The 23,375-nt window shown below is 49.8% G+C and carries 20 protein-coding genes; 12 read left to right on the top strand and 8 right to left on the bottom strand.

Annotation, left to right across the window (positions count from 1 at the left end; all coding sequences use genetic code 11):
* Window positions 1-505: 505 nt before the first annotated feature.
* On the bottom strand, window positions 506-2,839 hold the full coding sequence (locus tag LVQ76_RS12205) for a Tex family protein (RefSeq protein ID WP_232921734.1): 2,334 nt from the start codon (window positions 2,837-2,839) through the stop codon (window positions 506-508).
* Between the two features lie 121 nt (window positions 2,840-2,960).
* On the bottom strand, window positions 2,961-3,434 hold the full coding sequence (gene greB / locus LVQ76_RS12200) for a transcription elongation factor GreB (RefSeq protein ID WP_064514344.1): 474 nt from the start codon (window positions 3,432-3,434) through the stop codon (window positions 2,961-2,963).
* A gap of 237 nt (window positions 3,435-3,671) precedes the next feature.
* Between greB and ompR the strand changes: the two genes are divergently transcribed.
* Window positions 3,672-4,391, top strand: coding sequence for an osmolarity response regulator transcription factor OmpR (gene ompR / locus LVQ76_RS12195; protein WP_001157751.1), 720 nt, complete (start codon window positions 3,672-3,674; stop codon window positions 4,389-4,391).
* Window positions 4,388-5,740 carry a two-component system sensor histidine kinase EnvZ gene (envZ, locus tag LVQ76_RS12190; protein ID WP_151993674.1) on the top strand — a complete coding sequence of 451 codons (1,353 nt, stop codon included), beginning with the start codon at window positions 4,388-4,390 and terminating at the stop codon, window positions 5,738-5,740. The genes ompR and envZ overlap by 4 nt, the downstream gene beginning before the upstream one ends.
* A gap of 114 nt (window positions 5,741-5,854) precedes the next feature.
* Here envZ and pckA read toward each other — a convergent pair whose 3' ends face one another.
* The 5 genes from pckA to LVQ76_RS12165 form a co-directional block, all read right to left on the bottom strand.
* A complete protein-coding gene (gene pckA, locus LVQ76_RS12185) occupies window positions 5,855-7,474 on the bottom strand; it encodes a phosphoenolpyruvate carboxykinase (ATP) (protein ID WP_232863797.1) in 1,620 nt (539 codons plus the stop codon).
* A 409-nt stretch (window positions 7,475-7,883) separates the two neighbouring features.
* Window positions 7,884-8,762: an Hsp33 family molecular chaperone HslO gene (hslO, locus tag LVQ76_RS12180; RefSeq protein ID WP_064514340.1), complete on the bottom strand. Its 879-nt coding sequence runs from the start codon at window positions 8,760-8,762 to the stop codon at window positions 7,884-7,886.
* A gap of 27 nt (window positions 8,763-8,789) precedes the next feature.
* Complete coding sequence (gene hslR / locus LVQ76_RS12175; protein ID WP_064514338.1) at window positions 8,790-9,191, bottom strand: ribosome-associated heat shock protein Hsp15; 402 nt, start codon at window positions 9,189-9,191, stop codon at window positions 8,790-8,792.
* Window positions 9,191-9,871 (bottom strand): GMP/IMP nucleotidase, encoded by a 681-nt coding sequence (yrfG, locus tag LVQ76_RS12170; RefSeq protein ID WP_232921733.1) that lies wholly within the window; start codon window positions 9,869-9,871, stop codon window positions 9,191-9,193. Before yrfG ends, hslR begins: the two co-directional genes overlap by 1 nt.
* 60 nt (window positions 9,872-9,931) lie before the next feature.
* Window positions 9,932-12,073 (bottom strand): intracellular growth attenuator family protein, encoded by a 2,142-nt coding sequence (locus LVQ76_RS12165; protein ID WP_232921732.1) that lies wholly within the window; start codon window positions 12,071-12,073, stop codon window positions 9,932-9,934.
* Window positions 12,074-12,402: 329 nt separating this feature from the next.
* On the opposite strand from LVQ76_RS12165, the gene nudE reads away from it, so the two are divergent.
* Window positions 12,403-12,963 (top strand): ADP compounds hydrolase NudE, encoded by a 561-nt coding sequence (gene nudE / locus LVQ76_RS12160; RefSeq protein ID WP_134185664.1) that lies wholly within the window; start codon window positions 12,403-12,405, stop codon window positions 12,961-12,963.
* 47 nt (window positions 12,964-13,010) lie between these two features.
* Here the strand turns inward: nudE and mrcA are convergent, their stop codons facing one another.
* A complete protein-coding gene (gene mrcA, locus LVQ76_RS12155; RefSeq protein ID WP_232904787.1) occupies window positions 13,011-15,563 on the bottom strand; it encodes a peptidoglycan glycosyltransferase/peptidoglycan DD-transpeptidase MrcA in 2,553 nt (850 codons plus the stop codon).
* Between the two features lie 119 nt (window positions 15,564-15,682).
* On the opposite strand from mrcA, the gene pilM reads away from it, so the two are divergent.
* The 9 genes from pilM to dam all read left to right on the top strand — a co-directional run bounded on the left by pilM (window position 15,683) and on the right by dam (window position 23,339).
* Window positions 15,683-16,507, top strand: coding sequence for a type IV pilus biogenesis protein PilM (gene pilM / locus LVQ76_RS12150; protein ID WP_232863791.1), 825 nt, complete (start codon window positions 15,683-15,685; stop codon window positions 16,505-16,507).
* Window positions 16,507-17,058 carry a PilN domain-containing protein gene (locus LVQ76_RS12145; RefSeq protein WP_232863790.1) on the top strand — a complete coding sequence of 184 codons (552 nt, stop codon included), beginning with the start codon at window positions 16,507-16,509 and terminating at the stop codon, window positions 17,056-17,058. Before pilM ends, LVQ76_RS12145 begins: the two co-directional genes overlap by 1 nt.
* A gap of 37 nt (window positions 17,059-17,095) precedes the next feature.
* On the top strand, window positions 17,096-17,509 hold the full coding sequence (locus LVQ76_RS12140) for a HofO family protein (RefSeq protein WP_232863789.1): 414 nt from the start codon (window positions 17,096-17,098) through the stop codon (window positions 17,507-17,509).
* Complete coding sequence (locus tag LVQ76_RS12135; protein WP_232863788.1) at window positions 17,499-17,885, top strand: hypothetical protein; 387 nt, start codon at window positions 17,499-17,501, stop codon at window positions 17,883-17,885. Before LVQ76_RS12140 ends, LVQ76_RS12135 begins: the two co-directional genes overlap by 11 nt.
* Window positions 17,824-19,071 carry a DNA uptake porin HofQ gene (gene hofQ, locus LVQ76_RS12130; protein WP_370640076.1) on the top strand — a complete coding sequence of 416 codons (1,248 nt, stop codon included), beginning with the start codon at window positions 17,824-17,826 and terminating at the stop codon, window positions 19,069-19,071. Before LVQ76_RS12135 ends, hofQ begins: the two co-directional genes overlap by 62 nt.
* A gap of 319 nt (window positions 19,072-19,390) precedes the next feature.
* Window positions 19,391-19,912 (top strand): shikimate kinase AroK, encoded by a 522-nt coding sequence (gene aroK, locus LVQ76_RS12125; RefSeq protein WP_034460280.1) that lies wholly within the window; start codon window positions 19,391-19,393, stop codon window positions 19,910-19,912.
* Between the two features lie 59 nt (window positions 19,913-19,971).
* Entirely contained in the window at window positions 19,972-21,060 is a 1,089-nt protein-coding gene (gene aroB / locus LVQ76_RS12120; RefSeq protein ID WP_034460277.1) for a 3-dehydroquinate synthase, read from the top strand.
* A 97-nt stretch (window positions 21,061-21,157) separates the two neighbouring features.
* Entirely contained in the window at window positions 21,158-22,456 is a 1,299-nt protein-coding gene (gene damX, locus LVQ76_RS12115; protein WP_232863786.1) for a cell division protein DamX, read from the top strand.
* A gap of 64 nt (window positions 22,457-22,520) precedes the next feature.
* The gene (dam, locus tag LVQ76_RS12110) at window positions 22,521-23,339 is read left to right on the top strand and encodes an adenine-specific DNA-methyltransferase (protein WP_232863785.1); all 819 of its coding nucleotides are present in this window, start codon (window positions 22,521-22,523) and stop codon (window positions 23,337-23,339) included.
* The last annotated feature ends 36 nt before the right edge of the window (window positions 23,340-23,375 follow it).

The following is a 23,375-nucleotide window of genomic DNA, read 5'->3' as shown; positions in this document are numbered from 1 at the left end:
TACTTAGAGTTGGGCTCGGGTATTTAAAAATATCGTTGGGCATTGAGGAGAAATAACGAACAAATCAATGATAATGAGAATGGTTTCTCTCTTCAATAATTATTTTTGTGGCGAATGACTCGTTTGAATTTATTTTTTCAGGGAGATTTTATTTATTAGAAATGTTGGGCGTATATGCTGTTTTTATATAAAATTGATTAATAACAGTATGTTATGTTTATTTTAAAATGCTAATTTTATTATTTTATCTCTGGTAATGTTGTCATGATATTTCATGTGTTACATGTTTGATAAATATTAGTGATGTTTTTAAATTTTTGCGAAAATTGATCTATCGCAAACTCACTCTATTTTCTGAAGAATTATCGCGGATGCTAAAGAAATGTTATTCATTAGCTGCCGGGCATGAAAGAGGCAAATTGTGCTGAATTTAACGCTGGGGAATAGATGCAGGTTTATTCCGCCCCCTCCTGATGAAAGGAGAGGGGGAAATCAGCATTAAGAGTTAACGTTTCTTACCCAATGCTGCTGCCAGTGCATCACTCATCGCGCTGTTGCCTGCGCTACTGCTGTTGGCGTTGTCACGCCCACGAGGTTTCTGCTGTTGTACCGGGCGGCGCTCGTTTTGCTCACGCGGTGCGCTGCTACGACGCGTGGTTTCACCTGGCTGCTCATCCAGACGCATGGTGAGCGCAATACGTTTACGCGCCAGATCCACTTCCATGACTTTCACTTTGACGATATCACCGGCTTTCACCACTTTGTGCGGGTCGTCGATGAATTTGTCGGAAAGTGAGGAGATGTGGACCAAACCATCCTGATGTACGCCGATATCCACAAATGCGCCAAAGTTAGTCACGTTGGTGACGGCACCTTCCAGAATCATGCCAGGCTGAAGATCGTTCATGGTTTCAACGCCATCAGCAAACTTCGCTGTTTTGAACTCAGGACGCGGGTCACGGCCTGGTTTTTCCAGCTCTTTGATGATGTCGGTAACCGTTGGCACACCAAAACGCTCATCGGTGAAATCACGTGGACTCAGGCCACGTAACGCTTCACCGTTACCCATCAAATCCTGTAGTGCCTGTTCGGTCGCAGCCAGGATACGCTCAACAATCGGGTACGCTTCCGGGTGAACGGTGGAGGCATCCAGCGGGTTATCACCGTGGTTAATACGCAAGAAGCCTGCACACTGCTCGAAGGCTTTTGGCCCCAGACGGCTCACTTTCAGCAACTGCTGGCGGTTCTGGAAACGGCCATTTTCATCACGCCAGTTAACGATGTTCTGCGCCATCATGCGCGTTAAACCTGCCACGCGAGTCAGTAACGGCACAGAGGCGGTGTTCAGATCCACGCCAACGGCGTTTACGCAGTCTTCGACTACCGCATCCAGTTTCTTCGCCAGTTGAGACTGGCTGACATCGTGTTGATACTGGCCGACACCGATAGATTTAGGATCGATTTTCACCAGCTCAGCCAGTGGGTCTTGCAGGCGACGAGCAATGGAAACTGCGCCACGAATAGATACGTCTAAATCAGGGAATTCCAGCGCTGCAAGCTCGGATGCGGAATACACCGATGCGCCCGCTTCGCTGACAATCACTTTTTGTGCGGTGACTTTCGGGAATTGCTCCTGCACATCGAGGAAGAAGCGCTCGGTTTCACGCGATGCTGTGCCGTTGCCAATAGCAACCAGCTCGACGTTATGTTTTTCGCACAGTGCAGCAACTGCAACAGCAGCTTTCGCGGCCTGCCCGGTGTGTGGGTAAATGGTGTCGGTGGCAACAAGTTTGCCAGTTGCATCAACTACTGCCACTTTCACGCCGGTACGCAAACCTGGGTCGAGACCCATAGTCGCACGCAGTCCAGCAGGGGCTGCCATCAATAAATCATGCAGGTTACGGGCAAAAACGTTGATCGCTTCGTCTTCGGCGCGTTCACGTACTGTACCCATCAGCTCCGTCTCAAGGTGCATCAGCACTTTAATGCGCCAGGTCCAGCTCACCACTGCGCGGCGCCAGGTGTCTGCCGGAGCATTGTTCAGGCGCAAACCGAGATGGTCGATAATGATTTGTTCACAATAGCTTTCACGCGGTGGTTCATCGTGTTGCGGATCGGCATTCAGCGCGAGCTGTAAAATGCCTTCGTTACGGCCACGGAACATGGCGAGGGCGCGGTGAGAAGGAGCGGTGGCAATCGGTTCGTGATGGTCGAAATAGTCGCGGAATTTCGCGCCTTCTTCCTCTTTGCCTGCAACCACGTTTGCGACCAGGTGCGCGTTCTTCCACAAGTAGTTACGCACTTTTGCAAGCAACGCCGCATCTTCGGCAAAACGCTCCATCAGAATGTAGCGTGCGCCATCGAGTGCGGCTTTGGTATCGGCAACACCTTTATCGGCGTCAACATAACTTGCAGCGGCTTCTTCCGGCGTGTGGGAAGGGTCATTCCACAGCAACTCAGCCAGCGGCTCCAGACCTGCTTCGATAGCAATCTGGCCACGTGTGCGACGCTTTTGTTTATACGGCAAATAGAGGTCTTCGAGCTCGGTTTTGCTCAGCGTGCCGTTGATGGCCGCGGCGAGTTCGTCGGTCAGTTTGCCTTGTTCGGTAATGGACTTGAGGATCGTCTGGCGACGGTCTTCTAATTCGCGCAGATAGCCCAGACGAGTTTCCAGTTGACGCAGTTGCGTGTCGTCCAGACCGCCGGTGACTTCCTTACGATAACGTGCAATAAACGGCACGGTATTCCCTTCATCCAGCAGGCGAACGGCGGCGTCAACCTGTTCATTTCTGGCCTTAAGCTCGCTGGCAATAATGCGGCAGAGTGAATCATTCATCATGGTTTTTTCATCTGTGTAGACTGACATATCAGGGGTGTAGTTATACGGATTGGAGGGCAAAAATGCCAGCTACAGCGCCCGAGAGGTGATGAATCGGACGGTTCTGTTGCTGGCCTGCGGGCTATTTCACATACTCGATTTCGTTAACGTACCATTGCGCTTCACCGGCAGGTGTTTGCACGATGGCCAAGTCGCCGACTTCTTTTTTCAGCAACGCACGCGCCATCGGCGAATCGATAGAGATGTAGTCTCTGCGCCCAAAAATTTCGTCGTAGCCCACAATGCGAAAACGCATCTGGTTTCCTGCATCGTTTTCAATCTCAACCCACGCGCCGAAGAACACTTTGCCTTCCTGTTGCGGCGAATAGTCGACAATCTTCAACTGTTCGAGGCATTTCGTGAGATAACGCACTCTACGATCTATTTCTCGCAGACGTTTTTTGTTGTACTGGTAGTCGGCATTTTCACTGCGATCGCCAAGGCTTGCCGCCCAGGTGACCTTTTTTGTCACCTCTGGACGCTCTTCACGCCACAAGTAGTCCTTTTCTTGTTTGAGCTTTTCATAGCCTTCGCGGGTAATTAATGGCGTTTTCATCAGCAAGCCTTGCATGGGTGAAACAATTAAAGGTGATTTAAACCGAAATATCAGGGTGATGGCAATCCCGGAGATTTGCGAAGTAAGTCATTATTCTGTGTTAAAAAGTGCCTATAACCATCTGTTTAATATGCTTTGTAACAATTTCGACTAGAATATATACCAGATTTGACTGGTCGTAACGCTCCAGTTTTTTAAGAATACGCACTCACTGTTCGTGCCTTTGGGAGTATAAGAATGCAAGAGAATTATAAGATTCTGGTCGTGGATGACGACATGCGCCTGCGCGCGCTGTTAGAACGTTATCTCACCGAACAAGGCTTCCAGGTCCGTAGCGTTGCTAACGCAGAACAGATGGATCGCCTGCTAACCCGTGAGTCCTTCCACCTGATGGTGCTTGATCTGATGCTACCAGGTGAAGATGGCTTGTCTATTTGTCGCCGTCTGCGCAGTCAAAGCAATCCAATGCCAATCATTATGGTCACCGCCAAAGGCGAAGAAGTTGACCGTATTGTTGGTCTGGAAATTGGTGCCGATGACTACATTCCAAAACCATTTAACCCGCGTGAACTGCTTGCGCGTATCCGTGCTGTTCTGCGCCGCCAGGCCAATGAACTGCCGGGCGCTCCTTCTCAGGAAGAGGCGGTTATTGCGTTTGGTAAGTTTAAGCTGAACCTCGGCACCCGTGAGATGTTCCGTGAAGACGAGCCTATGCCATTAACCAGCGGCGAGTTCGCGGTGCTGAAAGCACTGGTGAGCCACCCTCGTGAGCCATTATCACGCGATAAGCTGATGAACCTGGCCCGTGGCCGTGAATACAGTGCGATGGAACGTTCTATTGACGTGCAGATCTCCCGCCTGCGCCGCATGGTTGAAGAAGACCCTGCGCATCCACGCTATATCCAGACCGTATGGGGCCTGGGCTACGTATTCGTGCCGGACGGTTCCAAGGCATGAGGCGAGTCCGCTTCTCCCCCAGAAGCTCGTTTGCACGCACGCTGTTACTGATCGTCACCTTGCTGTTCGTCAGCCTGGTGACGACATATCTTGTGGTGTTGAACTTCGCCATTCTGCCGAGTTTGCAACAGTTTAATAAGGTACTGGCTTACGAAGTCCGTATGCTGATGACCGATAAGCTGCAACTGGAAGATGGCACGCAACTGGTGGTTCCGCCTGCATTTCGGCGTGAAATCTACCGTGAATTGGGTATCTCTCTTTATTCCAATGAAGCGGCGGAAGACGCGGGTTTACGCTGGGCTCAGCATTACGAATTCCTCAGCCATCAAATGGCGCAGCAGTTGGGTGGCCCAACCGAAGTTCGTGTTGAGGTTAACAAAAGCTCGCCAGTTGTCTGGTTGAAGACTTGGCTGTCACCGAATATCTGGGTTCGCGTTCCTCTGACTGAAATTCATCAGGGCGACTTCTCACCACTGTTCCGCTATACGCTTGCAATAATGCTGCTGGCGATAGGTGGCGCATGGCTGTTTATTCGTATTCAGAACCGACCCTTGGTTGACCTTGAACATGCTGCTTTGCAAGTAGGTAAGGGGATCATTCCACCACCGCTTCGTGAATATGGTGCTTCTGAGGTGCGCTCGGTAACGCGAGCCTTCAACCATATGGCTGCTGGTGTGAAGCAACTCGCCGATGACCGCACGCTGCTAATGGCGGGTGTTAGTCACGATCTGCGTACCCCCCTCACTCGTATTCGTCTGGCAACAGAAATGATGAGTGAAGAAGATGGCTATCTGTCTGAATCGATTAACAAAGATATCGAAGAGTGTAATGCGATAATCGAGCAGTTCATCGATTACCTGCGTACAGGGCAAGAGATGCCGCTGGAAACTGCCGATCTCAATACCGTGTTGGGCGAAGTGGTGGCTGCGGAAAGTGGATACGAGCGAGAAATCGACACCGATCTGCAAGCCGGCGAATTGCTGGTCAACATCCACCCGTTATCCATTAAACGTGCCGTGGCCAATATGGTGGTGAATGCTGCGCGTTACGGAAATGGCTGGATTAAAGTCAGCAGTGGCGGCGAGTTAAACCGCGCCTGGTTCCAGGTGGAAGATGACGGCCCAGGGATTAAACCTGACCAGCTCAAACACCTGTTCCAGCCTTTTGTGCGTGGCGATAGCGCGCGGAGCACCAGCGGCACCGGTTTAGGGCTGGCGATTGTGCAGCGTATTATCGACAACCATAACGGCCTGTTGGATATCGGCGTTAGCGAGCGGGGCGGTTTGCGGATACGGGCTTATTTACCGTTACCGATGAACAAAACGGTCAGCCAGCTAAAAGAAAGCTGAGTGATAAATAAAAAAGCGAACCTTTAAGGTTCGCTTTTTTGTAGGTCGGGTTAGCGTAGATGGTGGATGTCACTTGCGCCAATCCACCTTACGAACTCATTTGCTATTCGAAAATTAAAGCTTTGGCCCTGCGCTTACAAGGGCTGCACCCGCTGGAGTGTCGGTATATTTCTCGAAGTTCTCGATAAACAACTTAGCCAGTTGCTCCGATTTTTCCTGCCACTGTTCTGGTGATGCGTACGTTTTACGCGGGTCCAGAATATTGGCTTCCACACCTGCCAGTGCTGTTGGAACAGCAAGACCAAAGATTGGCAGCGTGAAGGTTTCGGTATCGTCCAGAGAACCATTGAGAATAGCGTCGATAATCGCGCGCGTGTCTTTAATGGAGATACGCTTACCTGTGCCATTCCAGCCAGTGTTAACCAGATAGGCCTGTGCACCTGCCGCCTGCATGCGTTTCACCAGCACTTCTGCGTATTGTGTCGGGTGCAGCGATAAGAATGCAGCGCCAAAACAGGAAGAGAAAGTTGGAGTCGGTTCAGTAATGCCACGCTCGGTACCCGCAAGTTTGGCGGTAAAGCCAGACAGGAAGTGATACTGGGTTTGGTTGGCAGTCAGGCGCGAAACAGGTGGCAATACACCAAAAGCATCAGCCGTCAGGAAGATAACTTTCTTGGCATGCCCGGCTTTCGAAACCGGCTGAACGATGTTTTCAATATGGTAAATCGGGTAAGAAACTCGGGTGTTCTCGGTTTTCGAACCATCGTCAAAATCAATTGAACCATCGGCACGTACCGTTACGTTTTCCAGCAGCGCATCACGACGAATCGCATTATAAATTTCTGGCTCTGCTTCCTGGGATAAACGAATCGTTTTTGCGTAGCAACCGCCTTCGAAGTTGAACACGCCGTCATCGTCCCATCCGTGTTCGTCATCACCAATCAGGCGGCGTTTCGGATCGGTAGAAAGTGTGGTTTTGCCTGTTCCAGACAGGCCAAAGAACACAGCAACATCGCCTTTTTCGCCGACGTTTGCCGAACAGTGCATTGAAGCGATGCCTTTTAGCGGCAGCAGGTAGTTCATGATCGAGAACATCCCTTTCTTCATTTCGCCGCCGTACCAAGTGCCGCCAATCAGCTGCACGCGCTCGGTGAGGTTAAACGCGATGAAGTTTTCAGAGTTCAAACCCTGCTCTTTCCATTGTGGGTTGGTGCACTTGGCGCCATTCATTACCACAAAATCTGCTTCGAATGTTTCAAGCTCTTCTTCGGTTGGACGGATGAACATGTTCTTAACGAAGTGAGCCTGCCAGGCCACTTCGGTAATAAAACGCACCGACAGACGGGTGTCTGCATTCGCACCGCAGTAAGCATCAATAATAAAGAGGCGTTTGCCAGAGAGTTGGGTAGTAACCAGACCTTTCAGATGCTGCCAGGTTTCTTCACTAAGCGGTTTATTGTCGTTTTTACCTTTGCCGTTATCTGCCCACCACAGGGTGTCGCGGGTGGTGTCGTCACGGACGATGTATTTATCTTTTGGGGAACGGCCGGTAAATATGCCGGTATCTACGGCTATTGCACCGAGATTGGTTTCTATGCCGCGCTCAAAACCTTCCAGATTGGGGTTGAGTTCTTCGTGATACAGAGTGTCGTAATCGGGGTTGTAAACCACTTCACTTGCGTCATGAATTCCATAAGCCTTGAGATCTTGCGGGGTTATGCCTTTAACTCGCATTTCACTGCTCCTTAGCCAATTTGTACTGCCTGAGATTGTAGGGTTGTTTATTGGTTGTTAACCGCGACACCTATCATAGATTTGAGCATCCACTCGAATCCATATATACCCTTCGCCCTTCAAAATGCGGGGGTATTGGCTGCTCTCATTTACCCGAATCACTTACTTGAGTAAGCTCATCGGGATTCATTCGATTGCCGCCTACCTGCATTTTGAATAGCTTGGGTATAGCGGAAAACGCTGTGAAGCGAGTCACAACGGGGTGAGAGTATGGCAGGAAATGCTAATGCGGCAGGGAAAATATTCTGAATATGTTAAAAAATAGTGCGATTAACGGACGAGGTGTGATTAAGCACTCAATTCTATGAAACGCAGATTTGCCCTTCCACAAACGGAAGGGCAAAAGGCATTAATGCACTTGCGGATCGGCTGGGGATGCGTTGTTGCGGATCTCTGCAATGTCCATGGCGTTGAACACGTAGTGATTGCCGCAGTAATCACAGTTCATGTCGATTTCGCCTTCTTCTGCAATGATGCTATTCACTTCTTCATCCGGCAGAGTTCTTAGTGCATCGGCACAGCGTTCGCGTGAACAGGTACACTTAAACTCAACGTTTTGCGGATCGTAAAGTGTCACTTCTTCTTCGTGGTACAAACGCCACAGCACGTCATTAGCTGGCAGGGTCAATAACTCTTCAGCCTTGATGGTTTCAGTCAGTGCCGCCAGGTGGTTGAAATCGTCAGCCTGCGCATCTTGCGCTGGCAGAACTTGCAGCAACATGCCGCCCGCAGCTGGTTTGCCTTCAACATCACCAGTACGGATAAACAGACGCGTTGGCAGCTGCTCGGAACGTAAGAAGTAATCTTCCAGACATGCCGCCAGAGTATCACCTTCAAGCCCAACAACACCCTGGTAACGCTCCCCTTGAGCCGGAGTGATAGTAATGACCAGATAGCCATTGCCAACCAACGTTTTCAGATCCGCATCGGCAGGGATATCACCTTTAAAACGCGCAACACCACGCATTTGCTGGTTATTGTTGCCGTTAATCACTGCAAGGGTCATTGGGCCATCACCCTGCAATTGCACAGTAATATCACCATCAAACTTCAGCGTTGCAGTCAGTAGACTGGTTGCGACCAGCAATTCACCAAGAATGGTTTTTACCGGGGCTGGGTAATCATGGTTTTGCATGATTTGCTGCCAGGTGTCTGAAACCGTTACCAGTTCACCGCGAACGGCAAAGTTTTCAAACAGGTAACGATGTAGTTGGTCGTGTTGGGTCATAATTTTCTCTCATTCGGATGACATCTTTTATTCGTTGCCACCGTGTTTAAATTTCATCAAATCACGACGCTCTTTTTTATCCGGGCGTCGGTCGGGGTGGGGCATGGTCAGCGCGTTCATTTTGCGTGCCAGCGCTACTTTTTCCCGCTTAGTGATACTTTCTGCTGTCTCTTCATAAAGCTGCGAGGCATCGGTGGCCGGGCGGCGCTGTTCAGTTAGCGCCAGCACTTTAACGGTTTTTTCGTCATTGCCCTGGCGTAGCGTCAACATGGCATTCAGCTCAACGATTTTACTCGGTTTGCTGCGTTGCCCGTTGTAATGCACCTTACCGCCTTCAACCATTTCCCGGGCAATAGCGCGCGTTTTATAAAAACGAGCAGCCCACAGCCATTTGTCGAGACGCACACCTTCAGACGATTTTTCTTTCATCACGACTCCTTAGATATCAACTTCGGGAGTAGTCGGCGATAGTCGTTCAATGCCGGATGGCGCTGATAAGTTTTGCCAGCCTGGCCAGAATCGGGATTGGTCACGCCCAGGCAATAACGAATACCAAACTTCGCGGCGGAATCCAGAATAGCTTCGCTATCGTCAATAAATAGCGTTCTGGCGGGTTCCAGCCCGGTATGCTCGGCAACGGCTTGCCACAACCGCTGATCTTCTTTCGGATAACCAAATGTGTGGGTGGAAAGCAATAAATCAAGGTGCTGAGCTAAACCAGTGTGCTCAAGTTTGACAGCCAGATTATGTGGGTGAGCATTCGTCAGTAAAATACGACGTTTGCCACAGGATTTTAGGGCATCAAGGAACGGGACCGTATCTTCACGTATCACCGCGTTTGGCCCCTGAGCTGTAGTCATGGCACAAATGTCCAGGCCAAGACGCTCACTCCAGAAATCCAGGCAGTACCAGTTTAGCGTATGTTGTACGGCGTGATATTCGCGGGCGATCAACTGATGGGCTTCATCCAGTGGAATGTTCCTTTGCTCACTGACTGTTTCTGGCACCAATTTTTGCCAGAAGTGGCTATCGAACGCGAGATCCAGCAATGTGCCGTCCATATCGAGCAATACGGTATCGACATCCTGCCAGGCAATATCAATATGCATAGGTTCGGACCTGATTAGAGGAAACTGCGCGACAGGTTAGCACAACCTGCCGCGTGACGTTTAGAACAGCGGGCGTACAGCGGAGATCGTGGTTAACGATGGATTTATACAGTTATCGTAGTACTGCTGGATTTGCGCCAGGCGATTGCGGCTGCGGCGATAGCGGCGAATCGCCAGCACGCTGTTAATGAGCAGACAGGCAATCATGCCGATAAGCAACAGTGTAGTACTGATGTAGCGCCACATGCTGCTGCTATCCGGGATTTTATGCAGGGTGATGTGCTGCGTACCGTTAGCATCCTGGTAGATGCCGGTAATAATGCCCTCGGCACTAAACGGTGTTTTAAGCAGCATATCTGCCAGGCGTTGGAATTCACTCCACTGCTCCTGGGCCGGAATGTCATACAACGGAACCGGTGGCAAAGGCTGGTCTACGAGATCACTTCCTTCATCGCTAATAATCACATATCCAGCAGGAGCAGGACTGTTCAGAGACTGTGCTGCGCGTGCTGTTTCACGAATAAAGAACGGCGCTGTCGAGGTGGTGACCAGGTTATCTAGTGACTCGGCACTGACCGGTCGCAGCAGAACATTTACGCCTGTGAGTTTTCCTGAATCTGCCTTCTTAGTCAGCGTATCCCAATCCTTGGTATTACCCAGATTGACCAGCGCATTTTTCAGGCGCACACATTCATCTTCTGCGGTACATAGTGCCTGTGTTTTCAGCACAATACCGGCGAAATCATCCAACAACACCATGCCTGATTTCTGAATAGCGCTGCGTAGCTGCGGGTTAACTTTTGAATCATCACTGGTTTGCGGATGAATTTGCCCACTCACCGCCTGAGTTAGTGCTGTGGCTTTATCCATAATATCGGATTCAGGCAACGGCAACGCCTGTGCGTTATTCCAGATGATTTGCGAACAGTCGAAGGGGGTAAACGGATAAGATTGTCGATTGGTATAATTACTAGGCGTGTGGATATTGCACATGCCAGTACCGTTTACTTTCAGCGTATCACCAACACGAAGCGTCGTTTTATCGAGGTCAGCTACGGTGGTCGCTTCTATAGTTTGCGCGCCTTTTAGCTTGGAGATACTCAGTTTTAAAGGCATCTCCAGCGGCACCCAAATTGTCAGCATGATTAAAACGGCCAGGCTTCCAATGGCAATCACCAGATTGCGAACCCAATGCTGAATAGGGAAGTTGCGTACTTCGTCATGCAGTGACAGGAATCGACCCTGGCGAATAACATGCCTGTCGAGATAAATATCAATATCGGTTTTTTGCCCCAGGTCCTGAGCAACATAAGGTTGCCAGTGCGCAGGGTAGATCAGATCAATTATCCCCAAAGAGATATTGTTAACCTGATCCTGATTCGATTCCCCAAAAAGCCCCCAGCGCTTAGGTGTCCCACGTAAACAGTGGACCTCACGCAGCGCATTCTTTGCCGGAGGCGCAAATAGGCCCCAAAGGCTCGCAGCCAGTAGCATAAATGCACCACCGACTAACCACGGCAACACAACTGCAGGCGTAACCAGGCACAAAAACAGCATTACAAAGGCGACACAAATAAGAATGGCTTCGCGTAACCCATCGGGGCGGCTCAGTGCATACTCTTCGGGCGTTTCCTGGCGGATATTGAGCAGCTCTATCTGTTCGCTTTCTTCGCCACGAATAGAGGCCTGACTATGAGGAGTTTGTTCCAGTGCAAAACCACGATTTTCGCTGCTGTAGTCGATAAGGGTGTGCCCGTTAAGGGAAATAACCAACGGCATGGTTTCAGTACGAATCAACTCAACGTAGTTATCGTTAGTAATGTACTGTTCCCAGAATGGCGGAAGATGTACCTCTACTGAATCAAGGTAATAGCGCCACTTGTTCGGGTCGTCAGTTGATAAGCCATAGCGGGTGATGGAGCGTGTGAGAGCAAGTGCTGTGTTGCTCAGGGAATTTAATACTAGTTTTGTCGGTGCAGCACTGGCACCTGAAGGCCCCACGATATCCTGCGTGCGGTCTAATGATTCAATATAGTTTTCAACGGCGCTGCGTTCGTCTGTGGTCAACTTGCGCGAAGTTGCACCGCTAAACGATTGGGCTTGTGAAGCACGAGCGCGTAAACGCAGGCTGCGCCAGATAAGCCACCCCGCAATTAAGATGCAGGCCAGCATAGCAGCTAAAAGAAGTAATAAGGTGCTCATGCCTTCCCCATCAAACACTCGTTTTCTTATTAAAACGCAGCAAGTTGCACCCTTTACAGCATCTGGGTGTAAAAAACGTTATCGGCAGGTACGGCCTCAATCTTGAGGCATTTTTGTATGTATAGCCTGCTGTAACATAATGTTAGCAAAGCGACTTTACGAGAAATATCAGCAAATTCCTATTTCATTTGTCGTCTATTGACACGTGACGGAGGTCTTGAAAAATCACCTAAAGTTGCAAAAATGTAAATAATAACTAATGTCCGTTGCGTGAGATATGTGGCATAACGCACAATGGAGCACCTGTATTTACTGTTAGCCCTGCAACGATGAGCAAACCATTACAAAAACCGACCATTTTACATGTTGAAACAGTGGCTCGTTCACGGCTGTTTAATGTCGAAACGGTGGACCTGGAGTTCAGCAACGGTGTGCGCCGAGTCTATGAGCGCATGCGCCCATCTGCCCGCGAAGCTGTAATGATAGTCCCTATCGTTGATAACCATTTGATTTTGATTCGCGAATACGCGGTTGGCACGGAATCATATGAACTTGGCTTCTCTAAAGGGTTAATTGACCCGGGCGAGACAGTCTTTGAAGCAGCGAATCGCGAGTTGAAAGAAGAGGTTGGCTTTGGAGCTAACCAGCTGACATTCTTGAAAAAATTGACGATGGCACCGTCCTATTTCTCCAGCAAAATGAACATCGTGATTGCTGAAAATCTCTATCCAGAATCTCTGGAAGGTGATGAGCCAGAAGAACTACCGCAAGTGCTTTGGCCGATAGAATCAATGCTTGATCTGCTTAACGAGGAAGATTTTAGCGAAGCGCGGAATGTGAGTGCGCTTTTCCTCGTGCGTGAATGGTTGAAAGAGCAGGGGCGTTTGTAACTTTTCTCTTAAAGCCCGTTTCAAGGTGAAACGGGCTTTATCACTACCTAGAACAGCTCGTGGGTCTCGCCGTTATCAATTATCGTAGTCCCGACTTCATGCACAGCCTGCTGCGTCGGTTGGGTACCTTCAATAAAGAATTCAGGACGGCTATTCCCGCCATTGGCAAGTTGCCCGGTGCTGCGATCGATATTGACCGTAACAATGCCCGGTGGCGGCGTTAACGGCTCTTCCGGAACACCTTCCAGTGCGGCTTTCATAAACTCATCCCAGGCTGGTTGAGCACTCTTCGCCCCACCTTCATAACCTGAGATTTGATCTTTAATCGCACCTGATGCTGATGTACGTCCAAGATCGCGACGATGATCATCAAAGCCAATCCAGACAGAAGTCACCACGCCCGGTCCGTAGCCTGAGAACCATGCATCTTTCGAACTGTTTGTCGTACCGGTTTTGCCGCCGATATCATTGCGTTTCAAATCACGCCCTGCACGCCAGCCAGTACCTTGCCAACCTGGTTCGCCATAGATGTTTGAGTTCAACGCACTCTTAATCAGGAAAGCCAGTGGGGTGTTGATAACATGTGGCGCGTATTCAGGCGGGCTGCTCTGCGCAACCAACTCGTTATTCGCTTGTTCAAGCTTCGGCATCGGAACGCTAACATTCTGTTTTTCCTCAGACTGCGCTACGTCTTCTACATTCTGATTTTCCAGCACGTTAGACTTCTGCGTTTCACCATAAATCACCGGGATATCACAATCCGGGCAAGCTACTTTCGGCTTCGCTTCAAAGATTGTGCCACCGATTTCATTCTCAATTTTAGAGATGTAATACGGGTCAACCAGGAAGCCACCGTTAGCCATCACCGAGTAACCACGCGCGACTTGCATTGGTGTGAAGGATGCCGAGCCTAATGCCAGCGATTCGGTATGCACGATGTTTTGCGCAGGGAAGCCAAAGCGTTGCAGGTATTCAGCCGCATAATCCACGCCCATAGCGCGCATCGCACGCACCATTACCACGTTTTTCGACTGACCAAGGCCCTGACGCAATCTTATTGGTCCGGCATATTCTGGCGGGGAGTTTTTCGGTCGCCAGTCGGAACCCGCACCAGCATCCCAGCGGGAAATTGGCACATCATTGAGCACGCTCGCCAGCGTCAAACCTTTATCCATTGCCGCTGTGTAGAGGAATGGTTTGATGTTGGAGCCAACCTGACGTAATGCCTGCGTTGCGCGGTTGAACTTGCTCTGGTTGAAATCAAAGCCACCGACGAGTGCGACTACAGCACCATCATGTGGGTTGATGGAAACCAGGGCGGAGTTCACATCCGGGACTTGTCCAAGCCACCAATTATCATCGACTTTACGCACCCATATTTGCTGCCCGGATTGCACCACATCGGTCACTTTTCGTGGCGTTGGGCCCTGTGCAGTATCTGAACGATAAGGGCGCGCCCAGCGCATACCGTCCATATTGATGGAAACGGCGCTGCCATCCGCCAACAATGCGGTAGCTTCATTCGGTGATGCTTCTGTAATCACAGCAGGGAAAAGCGGGCCGTAGGTCGGTAGATTCTTTAGCGAATCGACAATCTTCGTTTTGTCCCACGGTGTTTCACCTACTTTCCACAACACGTTTGATGGGCCGCGATAGCCGTGGCGCATGTCATAGGCCATTACGTTGTTACGTACGGCTTGTTGCGCGGCTTCCTGCGTTTTGCGAGTGATGGTGGTGTAAACCTTATAACCATCTTCATAGGCCTTCTCACCATACTTAGCAACCATGTCCTGGCGGACTAACTCAGACAGGTAAGGTGAGGAGAACGCGATTTCCGGTGCGTGGTAGTTCGCATCTATTGGCTGATTCCGCGCTTCATCGTATTGCGCCTGAGTGATGTAGTTCTCACTCAACATACGTGATAACACCACATTACGACGGGAAGTTGCACGATCAAGCGAGTAAAGCGGGTTAAAGGTTGACGGTGCCTTTGGCAAACCGGCAATAACCGCTATTTCACTCAGGCTCAATTCATCAACTGACTTACCAAAATAGACTTGTGCTGCAGCACCCACGCCATAAGCGCGGTAACCGAGATAAATCTTGTTGAGGTACAGTTCTAGGATTTCGTCTTTGGTCAGCAACTGCTCAATACGAATTGCCAGGAACACTTCTTTTATCTTACGCGTCAGCGTGCGTTCAGGACTTAAGAAGAAGTTACGTGCCAACTGTTGGGTGATAGTACTTGCGCCCTGCGATGCATGACCAGAAAACAGTGCCACGCTGGCGGCACGGAAGATCCCAACCGGATCGACACCGTGGTGTTCGTAAAAACGGCTGTCTTCAGTCGCAATAAATGCTTTCACCATCACCGGCGGAATTTGATCGAGCGTAACCGGAATACGGCGCTTTTCACCGTATTGCGCGATTAACTCGCCATCAGCTGTATAAACCTGCATTGGAATTTGCAGTCGCACATCTTTCAGCGTGGCGACATCAGGCAACTGCGGCTCAATAAATTTGTAGAGCCCGAAGATCGAGCCTGCTCCCAGCAGAATGCAACATACTGCAAGGATGAATAAATACTTTACGAACTTCACCTTAAATTTCCCATTACGTTTCCATTGGGCAGTTTATAAACAACCGCGCGGTAGTATAAAGGCAAGCCAGTGGCATTGGTATGGCATTTTCCGTAACCGGCGATAAGGAGATCGTAAACATGGTATTCACAACCTGGCAAATTGGCATGGATATTCAACGCGAAAGCATTCGTGTTGTGGCTGTTCAGCGCCAACGGCAAGGGTGGCAACTTCGGCATTGGTGGCAATTGCCATTGCCTGAAGGCACCTTCAGCGATGGGCTAATAATGAATACTGAAGCGCTGACTAAAGCACTGGTGGAGTGGCGAAAAGAGTTACCTCTACGTCACCAGATACGCATCTCTTTTCCTGTGTCACGGACATTACAACGCCCGGTCCCGGCTCCCGATAAACGTTTGTCTGAACCAGCAAGAGAAGCTTATATCGCCTCAGCAACTGCCCGTCAGTTGCAAATGACATCGGCTCAATTGTGTTGGGATTATTTACCGTCACAAGATGTTGCTGACCCACATTTGATAGTAGCTGCGCGCCAGACAGATGTTGCTGCGTTGCTCAAAAGTCTGGCCGCGATAAGGCTCTATCCCACGACACTAACCCCCGGAGCCAGCGCATTGCCGGCACTCGTTTCTCCGTGTCGTCTGGAGAAATATCAGTACCTGGTTCATCAAGAACAGGGCCATTGGCTGTGGGCTTCTACCGAGCCTGTGCCACGTTGGGGATGGAGTGATACCAACGCGGTGCCAACAATTTTCGACTTGTGTCAGCAATTAAAAACCGAGCCTGAGTTGGTTGCATTGAGCCTTGCGCAATCGTCACCAGTACCGGCGAAGATTTTATCTTTGGATGCCTGGCGAGCATTTTCCCGTTTACAGCCACCATTACCGCGTAATGGCGCTGAGTTTACGGTCGCGATAGCGCTGGCGATAGGTAGAGTATTCAGCTGATGCGCCTGATTAATTTACTACCCTGGCGTCAGATACAGCGCCAGCAACGTGTACGCCGCTGGAGCCTGTTATTCAGCCTGATTTTGGTGCTTGTGCCGTTGCTTGTAATGGGCGCGCTGCAGTTCACCGTATGGGAAATTCGCCTACAGCAGGCACGAAACGACCACCTGACAAGCATGCAATCAGCATTGCAGCATCTCTATCAGCAGCGGCTGGTTTTACAAAAGCAGAACCAAGAAATACTGCGTTTGCAGCGCATTCGTGAAGAGCAGCAAAAAGCTATTCGGATTTGGGAAAAACGTTTGATCCATATCGCTAGCTTTATGCCAGGTGGGGCCTGGCTGTCTTCCCTAACACTGCAAAAAGGGCAATTGATAGTAAAGGGACGCACCAACCTTCTTGAAGATTTACAGGGGCTGGAAAAGGAACTTGCTCATCTTGAAGGTGTTTCTACAGTTCGGACAGGTGCGGTCCAGCGCGAAGCACAGGGCGGTTTTGGTTTTGTTTTCACCTTAACGATATCTGAGGTGGCAAATGCCCTGGTTAATTGAACGCTGGCTGAGTGGGCCAGGCTGGAGGCGTGTGGCGATGATTGTCGTCGTAACGGGCTTAGTCAGCGTTGTTGCCTGGGTGAGTTTGATACGGCCACATCATTCTCATTTTTCTCAGCTGGAAGTGGACAACAAGCAGACAACTCAACGCATTGCTGAGTTGCAACGCAAAGTCCTTCAAGTTTCACCCTCTGAACTGCACATGCGTCCATCTAATTTACGGGTATTTTCTGTGGCGGAGTTCGTTGGGGAATCAAGGGGGAAGTTGCTGAAGTGGCAGCCTGAAAATAAGGAGGGAACACTGGAAATTCTTTTGCCATGGGAAGAGCTACCGGGTTTATTTACCAGGCTTGCAGAATATCGAGTGGTATCGGGGCACTCTTTCACCATTACTGAACAAGGTGACTTACTCAAGTTTGTGATAAAAATGGAGTTTTCAGATGGAGCGTAACATTTTTTGGGTAGGATTCATGGTCATTTCAACCGTGAGTGCGATGCCTCCAAACCCCTTTCAGCAGCATATTTCTCCTTGTGAAAAACTGACCGTGCAACTGGCGGCCTGGGTATTACAGGGAGTAATCAGTTCGCCCACTGCGAATACTGCGCTGATGCTCAGTCCACAAGGTATCGGGCAGCGAATCAAAGTTGATAAAGAGCTATTTCCCGATGTTCGCATTGAAAATGTCGGGATGGGGTATGTGGTGGCGAGGGTTAATCCTGCCTGCAAACCCTCTTCTTATCGTTGGGAAATAAAAGGAAAAACATATGCCATGGATGCGGGTATTTCTTCTGGTGTTGGCTCTGCCTCTCTCCAGCCAGGCTGGTAAAGGTATTTCTCTGGTCCTCGATAACGCGCCGGTAACCCAGGTTTTGCAGGCATTAGCTGAAAACCAAAACGTTAACCTTATGGTTGCTCCTGGCGTGGATGGAGTTCTTTCGCTTAACTTGATTGACGTACCGTGGAAGCAAGCATTTGAATTGGTATTGAATAGTGCGGAGCTTAGCCAGCAGCGTGAAGGAAATGTAATACAGATTTTTCCGAAGGCTCGCTTACGTGAGCAACAAGCGCAAGCGATGGAGCAACGAAAACAGCAGGCACTTGATCAACCGATGTTCTACCAGGTCTTCACTCCTCATCATGCCGATGTTGAAGATTTATCGACATCACTAAAATCTGGTGGAAATAAGTTATTGAGTGCTCAGGGTAATATCACGGCTGACAAACGCACTAACCGGCTGATTGTGCGTGATAATAAGACAGTGCTCAAACAGATTGCTGACTGGGTGAAAGAAATGGATTTGCCAATCGGGCAAGTAGAAATTTCAGCCCATATCGTCACTATTAACCAGGATAAGTTACGTGAACTTGGCGTGAAGTGGTCTACTGCCGAGCAAAAAGGGGAAAGTAAGCTTCATCAGACCACAGGTTTTTCAGCCGATCTTTCCGTCAAGAACGCTACTACAAAGGTCGGTTTTAATATCGCTCGAATAGATGGCCGACTGTTGGAGCTTGAATTGTCTGCTCTGGAACAACAGCAACAGCTTGAAATCATTGCCAGCCCGCGCCTGATGGCGGCACATCAACAGCCTGCCAGCATCAAGCAAGGTACGGAGATCCCTTATCAGGTATCCAGTGGCGAGAGCGGGGCAACTGCAATCGAGTTTAAAGAAGCTGTTCTGGGGATGGAAGTGACGCCCACTATTCAGTCAGATGGCAATATTCGTCTAAAATTGCGCATCAGCCAGAACATGCCTGGCCGTAGCATTCAGCAATCTGATGGCGAAGTTCTGGCGATTGACAAGCAAGAAATTGAAACTGTTGTTGCGGTGAAAAATGGCGAAACCCTTGCCCTTGGTGGGATCTTCCAGCAACACAACACTGACAGTAGCGACAGCGTCCCATTGCTTGGCTCAATACCTATTGTGGGCAGCCTGTTTCGCCATGATGCAAAAAATCATCAACACCGTGAATTAGTGGTATTTATTACCCCTCGACTTATCCCTGTTTCGTAGCGTTTTCTTTCCTCATCGTGCAGTTTTTCTTTGAAACGTTGCCCAGGTGTTTGACGGCAGAGAGGAATTAGCTTACAAGGTGTACCGTTTCGAGAGGCTGGTTGCTCAAGTCTTGTGACAGATAACCCCGATTTATGCATTTTCTTCTTCATAAGAAGGCTGGGGAATATAATCGGTTGCCAAACCACCTTGAGTATTGAGATAATTTTCAGTCTGACTCTCGCACTATCGCTTATGAGGTTTCAGTTCATGTCCCGCTGCACCTGGTTGTAACAGGGCGGGTTTATCATCAACGAATTGTCTTAGTAGTACCGAAAAAATGGCAGAGAAACGCAATATCTTTCTGGTTGGGCCTATGGGTGCCGGCAAAAGCACTATTGGGCGTCAGTTAGCTCAGCAACTCAATATGGAATTTTTCGATTCTGATCAAGAGATTGAGAAACGTACCGGAGCTGATGTGGGCTGGGTATTCGACGTTGAAGGCGAAGACGGCTTCCGCGATCGCGAAGAAAAAATCATCAACGAACTCACTGAAAAACAGGGCATTGTGCTGGCAACTGGCGGCGGTTCTGTAAAATCTCGTGAGACCCGTAACCGTCTCTCAGCCCGTGGAGTTGTGGTGTATCTTGAAACCACAATTGAAAAACAGCTCGCTCGTACGCAGCGTGATAAAAAACGCCCACTACTGCAAGTTGAGACTCCACCGCGTGAAGTTCTTGAAGCCTTAGCTCAGGAACGCAATCCTCTTTATGAAGAGATTGCTGATGTGACGATTCGCACTGACGACCAAAGTGCCAAAGTGGTTGCTAACCAGATTATTAATATGTTGGAAAGCAACTGATTCTGGCTTAATCGAAAAAACGCCTGCGGGCTAAGCAACATCAAGGTGGACTTCGCGTTATGGAGAGGTTAACAGTCACTCTCGGGGAACGTAGTTACCCTATCACCATTGCTGCTGGGTTATTTAGTGACTCGGCATCTTTTGGGCCGCTGAAAGCTGGCGACCAGACGATGCTGGTGACCAATGAAACCCTGGCGCCGCTCTACCTGGATAAGGTGCGTGGCGTGCTGGAGCAAGCGGGCGTTAAAGTCGATTCCGTCATCCTTCCGGATGGCGAACAATTTAAGAGTCTCGCTGTATTAGACACTGTCTTTACTGCGTTGCTTGAAAAGCCACATGGTCGTGATACGACACTCATTGCCCTGGGCGGTGGTGTCGTCGGTGACCTGACTGGCTTTGCCGCGGCGAGTTATCAACGCGGCGTGCGCTTTATTCAAGTTCCAACCACTTTGCTTTCGCAAGTGGACTCTTCTGTTGGCGGTAAAACAGCCGTTAACCACCCCCTCGGTAAAAATATGATTGGCGCGTTCTACCAACCTGCTTCGGTAGTGGTGGATCTCGACTGTCTAAATACTTTACCTGCTCGGGAGTTGGCATCTGGTCTGGCAGAAGTCATTAAGTACGGAATTATTCTCGACGGCGATTTCTTTAACTGGCTTGAAGAAAACCTGGATGCATTGCTTGCGCTGGATGGTAAAGCAATGGCCTGGTGTATTCGTCGTTGTTGTGAGCTGAAAGCAGAAGTTGTTGCCGCTGACGAGCGCGAAAGTGGCTTACGTGCTTTACTGAATTTGGGCCACACCTTTGGTCACGCTATAGAAGCAGAAATGGGCTATGGCAATTGGCTACACGGTGAAGCTGTTTCCGCAGGTATGGTTATGGCGGCACGAACAGCTCAGCGTTTAGGGAACTTCAGTGAGGCAGATGTGCAGCGCGTTATTAAATTGCTGCAACGTGCCGGGCTGCCAGTTACTGGGCCGAAAGAAATGTCTGCTGCCGCGTATATGCCCCACATGATGCGTGACAAAAAAGTTTTGGCTGGTGAGCTGCGCTTAGTGCTGCCGCTGGCAATCGGGAAGAGTGAAATGCGTGGCGGAGTTCCACACGATATCGTTTTGTCCGCCATTGCTGATTGTCAGCAGGCTTAATTATTAGAAATTTCGGTCGCTGAAGTCAGGCGATTTTTAACTTCGGGCGATGTGCTGACTTTGAATTGCTGGCACAAGCCTTTGAGTGGGGTGTTAAATGGATGAATTTAAACCGGAAGACGAGCTGAAACCCGATCCCAGCGATCGTCGTTCAGGCCGTAACCGTAAATCTGATGAGCGCGATAATGAGCCGCAAATCAATGTCGATGATGTTGAATTAGACTCTGATGAGCCTCGTCCAGCGCGTACCCGTCGTGCTCGTGATGAAGAAGAGTATGAAAACGACGATGATCTGCAAGTTGATGCAGAAGAACGTCGCCCGGCGCGTACCCGCAAAAAATCCGCTAAACAGAAAGTTCCGGTCTCCCGCCAGCACCTGATGATGGGCATTGGTATTCTTGTACTGTTGCTGCTAATCATCGGAATTGGTTCGGCCCTGAAGGCCCCTTCTACTGATACTGAAACAGCGAATAACAATCCGAACGCTGAAAAGAATATCGACTTGTCCGGCGCTGCTGCTGACCAGGCTAATGGCGCACAACCGCAGCCAGGCAACACCTCTGCTGCTAATCAGACCGAAACCGCAGGTAACCCGCAAGAAGTGACTCTTCCTGCAATTTCTTCAACGCCGTCTGATGCGCAAACTCAACCTGCGCCACAGGGACAACAGCGTGTTGAAGTTCCGGGCGACCTGAATAATGCACTGACTCAACAGTCCGGCCAGATTGACAATGCAGTTAATAGCTCAACATTGCCAACAGCACCGGCTACTGTTGCGGCAGTTGCGGGTGCAACTACAGCTCCGCGTGCGGTAGTGAAATCAGAGCCAGAGAAACAAGCAGCTCCGCGTCAGGAACGTAAAACTGTCGTGATTGAGTCCCAGCACAAGGCTCAGCCTGTAAAACAACCAGCGGTGAAAGCGGAACCAAAACCGGTAGCTACGGCAAAACGTAGTGAGCCTGTTACAGCTCCTGCGCCAACAGCGACTGCACCAGCTAAAGCACCAGTCAGTGCTGCGGCACCTAAAGCTGCTGCTACTCAAACTGCAGCAGCCCCGGTAACGAAAGCCGCAGAAGCTGCTCCTGCAACGGCCGCAACTGGCGCTGTCGCGGGTGATGCAGGTGCAATCAAAGGTGCTCCGGGAAGCCATTATACCTTGCAGCTCAGCTCCTCTTCTAACTCAGCAAACCTGAATGCCTGGGCGAAGAAAGAGAACCTGCAGCACTATATGGTTTACCAGACTGTGCGAAATGGTCAGCCGTGGTATGTGTTGGTTAGCGGTATTTATGCCAACAAAGATGAGGCAAAACGTGCCGTTGCAACATTACCAGCCGATGTGCAGGCCAAGAACCCATGGGCAAAACCTATCCATCAGGTTCAGTCTGATCTGAAGTGATGAACAAGCGCAGCCGCTGTTGGAACCTTTCCACAGCAGGAAAAGGTGTAAATAGTTAGGCAGCATGAAAAAAAATCGCGCTTTTCTGAAATGGGCGGGGGGGAAATACCCCCTGCTCGAAGACATTAAAAAGTATCTGCCGAAAGGTGATTGTCTGATTGAGCCGTTTGTTGGTGCCGGCTCAGTCTTTCTGAATACTGAATACTCTCGTTACATCCTCGCAGATATTAATAGCGATCTGATTAACCTCTATAACATCGTCAAAACCCGCACGGATGAGTATGTTCAGGAGTCACGTAAACTCTTTACTGCCGAGCAAAACGATGAGCAGGCGTTCTATCTCAATCGTACCGAATTTAACCAGTGCAAAGATGAGTTTCGTCGTGCATTGCTGTTTTTATATCTGAACCGCCATTGTTACAACGGCCTGTGTCGTTATAACCTACGTGGTGAATTCAATGTCCCGTTTGGCCGTTACATCAAACCCTACTTTCCTGAAGAAGAGTTGTATCATTTTGCCGAACGAGCACAAAACGCCATATTCTTGTGTCAGTCGTACGATGTCAGCATGGCAAATGTCAGTGCGGGATCTGTTGTTTATTGCGACCCTCCCTACGCGCCTTTGTCTGCAACGGCTAATTTTACGGCGTATCACACCGATAGCTTTAACGCTGTGCAGCAGCAACATCTCGCGCAGTTAGCCGAAAATTTGCAAGGAAATCGCATTCCGGTGCTGATTTCTAACCATGATACGGAACTCACCCGGTTGTGGTATCACCAGGCAAAACTGCATGTCGTGCAGGTGCGTCGCAGCATTAGCCGGAATGGTGGAACACGTAACAAGGTGGACGAACTGCTGGCGCTGTATAAAGTCAGTGCCTAAGACGTTTCGTCCGCGGTCTTTTTTGATTTGCTATTG

Source organism: Buttiauxella cochleicola (assembly GCF_021283185.1).
In the GTDB taxonomy this organism is placed as follows: domain Bacteria; phylum Pseudomonadota; class Gammaproteobacteria; order Enterobacterales; family Enterobacteriaceae; genus Buttiauxella; species Buttiauxella massiliensis.
Note: the sequence above shows the minus strand (reverse complement) of the source record. Positions and strands in the feature narration are given on the sequence as shown.